General features: G+C 51.8%; 3 protein-coding genes and 3 tRNA genes. 1 reads left to right on the top strand and 5 read right to left on the bottom strand.

All coding sequences use genetic code 11. The annotated features are described in order from the left end of the window. Nucleotides 1-57: 57 nt before the first annotated feature. The 3 genes from ABLV76_RS08310 to ABLV76_RS08300 all read right to left on the bottom strand — a co-directional run bounded on the left by ABLV76_RS08310 (nt 58) and on the right by ABLV76_RS08300 (nt 418). A tRNA-Gly gene (locus ABLV76_RS08310) sits at nt 58-132 on the bottom strand. Nucleotides 133-247: 115 nt separating this feature from the next. Next, a tRNA-Tyr gene (locus tag ABLV76_RS08305) sits at nt 248-332 on the bottom strand. Between the two features lie 10 nt (nt 333-342). Then, nucleotides 343-418: transfer RNA gene (locus ABLV76_RS08300), tRNA-Thr, on the bottom strand. Between the two features lie 430 nt (nt 419-848). On the opposite strand from ABLV76_RS08300, the gene coaA reads away from it, so the two are divergent. Beyond that, nucleotides 849-1,799, top strand: a complete 951-nt coding sequence (gene coaA, locus ABLV76_RS08295) for a type I pantothenate kinase (protein ID WP_004206833.1) — start codon at nt 849-851, stop codon at nt 1,797-1,799. 26 nt (nt 1,800-1,825) lie between these two features. Here coaA and birA read toward each other — a convergent pair whose 3' ends face one another. Next, nucleotides 1,826-2,788, bottom strand: a complete 963-nt coding sequence (gene birA / locus ABLV76_RS08290; RefSeq protein ID WP_004206834.1) for a bifunctional biotin--[acetyl-CoA-carboxylase] ligase/biotin operon repressor BirA — start codon at nt 2,786-2,788, stop codon at nt 1,826-1,828. Further along, the gene (gene murB, locus ABLV76_RS08285; protein WP_064178669.1) at nt 2,785-3,813 is read right to left on the bottom strand and encodes a UDP-N-acetylmuramate dehydrogenase; all 1,029 of its coding nucleotides are present in this window, start codon (nt 3,811-3,813) and stop codon (nt 2,785-2,787) included. Before murB ends, birA begins: the two co-directional genes overlap by 4 nt. Nucleotides 3,814-4,017: the final 204 nt, after the last annotated feature.

Below are 4,017 nucleotides of genomic sequence, written 5' to 3'. Positions count from 1 at the left end.
TGGGGACCTCACCCTTACCAAGGGTGCGCTCTACCAACTGAGCCATATCAGCACGTCTGGAGCGGGCAGCGGGAATCGAACCCGCATCATCAGCTTGGAAGGCTGAGGTAATAGCCATTATACGATGCCCGCATCCTGAAACTCGGCTACCCAGTTCTTTCTGTAATACTAAAAAGACTGCTCTCTTTAGTATTGAGCTGATTAGTTTACCCAACCAACTCCGGCTACGCAAAGCGTCGCCAGAAAGTGGTGGTGGGGGAAGGATTCGAACCTTCGAAGTCGATGACGGCAGATTTACAGTCTGCTCCCTTTGGCCGCTCGGGAACCCCACCCAAATTGTTATGGTGCCGACTACCGGAATCGAACTGGTGACCTACTGATTACAAGTCAGTTGCTCTACCTACTGAGCTAAGTCGGCATCAAGTAGCGCGCATTCTAGGGAGAGGAGCGAGTTCATGCAACTAAAAATTTGCATAAAACGTTCTCTTGCTCACATTTTGTGCTCTTACGCGAAAAAACGGTGTAATTTCAAACAAAGGAGTGCAAATAATCGCCAACAAACGGGCCCATCAGGCGCGGTTTCGGTCAGCCACGTTTACCAGGAACGTATGCTGACCGTAAACTGAAAGGCAGCAGGCCGTTAGTACCATCCTGTTAGCAAAGGCCATGCTTTGCAAAGCATAAGAAACTTATTCCTCTCTTGTGACGCTGGCGCGAGAAAGCGGCATTCAATGAGTTTTTTTCTTATTATTCCCGGCAATCTGGTGTTACCCTCCTGCCCATTGTCCTGATTAACTCGTGTGAAGCATCGCCGTTTCAACGTATTCGGTGATGGTAAGAACATGCTTATGAGCCAAAAAGAGCAGACGTTAATGACACCGTACCTACAATTTAACCGCCACCAATGGGCTGCACTTCGTGATTCTGTCCCGATGACGTTAACCGAGGAAGAAATCACGCGGTTAAAAGGCATCAACGAAGATCTCTCTCTGGAAGAGGTTGCTGAGATCTATTTGCCGCTGTCGCGTTTGCTCAACTTCTATATCAGTTCTAACCTGCGTCGTCAGGCTGTTCTCGAACAATTTCTTGGCACCAACGGTCAGCGAATTCCCTATATTATCAGTATCGCTGGCAGCGTGGCGGTAGGAAAAAGCACCACCGCCCGTGTACTGCAGGCCTTGCTGAGCCGTTGGCCGGAGCATCGCCATGTCGAACTCATTACCACTGACGGATTTTTGCACCCTAACTCAGTTTTGAAAGAACGTGGGTTAATGAAGAAAAAAGGCTTTCCGCAGTCCTATGATATGCATCGGCTGGTGAAGTTTGTCTCCGATCTCAAATCAGGGGTACCACAGGCAACTGCACCGGTTTATTCCCATCTAATTTATGATGTTATTCCCGATGGCGATAAAACCGTCGCTCAACCGGATATTCTCATTCTTGAAGGACTGAATGTTCTGCAAAGTGGGATGGATTATCCACACGATCCGCATCATGTATTCGTATCGGATTTTGTCGACTTTTCTATTTATGTCGATGCCCCGGAAGAATTATTGAAAAGCTGGTATATCAACCGCTTTCTTAAATTCCGGGAAGGGGCATTTACCGACCCGGATTCTTATTTTCATAATTACGCCAAGCTGTCGAAGGAAGAAGCGGTCGAAATTGCCACCTCGCTTTGGAATGAGATTAACCTAATGAATCTCAAGGAAAACATCCTTCCAACTCGCGAGCGCGCCAGCCTGATTATGACCAAGAGCGCCAATCATTCTGTTAATCAGGTACGCTTACGTAAATAAAGCAAAGGGAGCCGGAGCTCCCTTTTTTATTCTGCGCTGCGCAATGATATTTCACCACCAACCCAGGCTTTTATCACACCATCCTGCTCCAGCAATAGCGCACCCTGGGCGTCAATGCCGCGGGAAATGCCATAAATTTCTTTATCACCGATAATCAGTTTTACCGGACGATGAATAAAGTTATCCAGTTTTTCCCAGCGCGGCAGATAAGGAGCCAACCCTTCCTGCTCGAACAGCTCCAGTCCCAGGCGCAGCTCTTTAATCAGGCGCGCGGCGAGGAGATTACGGTCGATGACCACCCCCGCTTCCTGAAGACTGATCCAACCCTGATTGACGACATCAGACTCCACACGACGCATCACAAGGTTGATACCCGCGCCGCTGACGATTTGTGCGGCATCGCCCGTTTTCCCCGTCAGCTCCACGAGGATCCCTGACAGCTTACGATCCTGCAGGTAAATATCGTTTGGCCATTTCACGCGAACCTGTTCGGCCCCGAGTTGCTGCAGCACTTCAGCGATCACAATACCAATCACCAGGCTTAGGCCAATCGCCGCTGCCGGGCCCTGCTCCAGACGCCAGTACATCGAGAGATAGAGATTCGCACCAAAGGGGGAAAACCATTTTCTGCCTCGCCGGCCTCGCCCTGCCTGCTGATATTCAGCTACGCAGGCATCGCCGGACGTCAGCTCATCCAGTCTGTCCAGCAAATACTGGTTAGTGGAGTCGATTACCGGAAGGACAGTCACTCGGCCATGTTCTATCTGTTGGGAGATCTTTTTCTCATCCAACAGATGAATGGGCTCTGGCAGGCTGTACCCCTTGCCCGGCACGGTAAACACATCGACGCCCCAGTCGCGTAACGTCTGGATATGCTTATTAATCGCCGCCCGGCTCATGCCTAACTGCTCGCCAAGCTGTTCACCTGAGTGAAACTCACCATCAGCAAGGATAGAAATTAGCGTTAAAGGGATAGTATGGTCTTTCACGCAATGCTCTCCTCTGCGTTGACTTCACCATGCGTTCCAATGAAGCGCACCTCGGGCTGAAGCCATACATTGAATTTTGCCCCCACCTGCTGGCGAACGTAATGGGCTAGCTTTATCACATCCTCGCTGGTCGCTTGATCTTCATTAATCAGTACCAGCGCCTGCTGTCGATGCACGGCCGCGCCGCCGATGCGTTTTCCTTTGAGCTGACATTGATCGATTAGCCAGCCAGCGGCCAGCTTGACGCTGCCGTTTGCCTGCGGATAGTGCGGTGCATGAGGGAACTGCGCCAGCAGCGCTTCAGCAACCTGAGCGCTGACGATCGGGTTCTTAAAAAAGCTGCCAGCATTACCGTTAATCTTTGGATCCGGCAATTTAGTCATTCGCATATGGCAGACCGCATCGAATACCTGTTGCGGGGTGACTGTCTGCGGATCGAGACGTGTTAAATCACCGTAGCTCAGCACAGGTCGCCACGCTTTCGCTAACGATAAGCCAATCGCGACGATGGCGTAGCAGTCCTGATATTCATGTTTAAAGATGCTGTCGCGATAGCCGAAACGGCATTCCGCCGCGGAAAGGCGTTGTTTACGTCCCGTTTCCAGCTCGATGCAGTCAACATATTCGCAGACCCGCTGCAATTCGACGCCGTAGGCGCCAATATTCTGGATCGGCGACGATCCTGCGCAGCCAGGGATTAATGCCAGATTTTCCAGACCAGGCATCGCATGCTGTAGCGTGAACTGTACTAGTTGATGCCAGTTTTCGCCGGCACCGACGTGCAAGCGCCAGGCATCCGGGGTTTCGCTCACCTCGATCCCCATAATCCGGTTGAGGATCACCGTACCGGCATAGTCGTTCAGAAACAGGACGTTACTGCCTTCCCCAAGGATTAGCGTGGGTTCGCCAGCCGCGGCAGCGGTTTGCCAGGCGCTTAGCAACTGTTGCTCAGTTTCGGCGCGTACTATCGTATTGGCGGATCGCTCAATGCCAAAGGTATTCCAGGGTTTGAGGGAGTGGTTCATAGTGGCTTCCTGATGCAAAATCGGCGTTAGTTTACCGTATCTGGCGGGGGAAGGCTTGCCTGATTACAGAGGCAATAATATTGCGGAGCGTTACCAGTGGTGAGAGGTGTACCGCGCCGGGCTACAGAACCCGCAAGGCCCCTGGCCCAGGTAAGCGCAGCGCCACCGGGGAGGCATGCCGGCACCCTCCCCGGATGACACAAA

Source organism: Klebsiella sp. GB_Kp047, assembly GCF_040065235.1.
In the GTDB taxonomy this organism is placed as follows: Bacteria; Pseudomonadota; Gammaproteobacteria; order Enterobacterales; family Enterobacteriaceae; genus Klebsiella; species Klebsiella quasipneumoniae.
The sequence above is the reverse complement of the archived record's forward strand: the minus strand, read 5'-3'. Positions and strand labels throughout refer to the sequence as shown.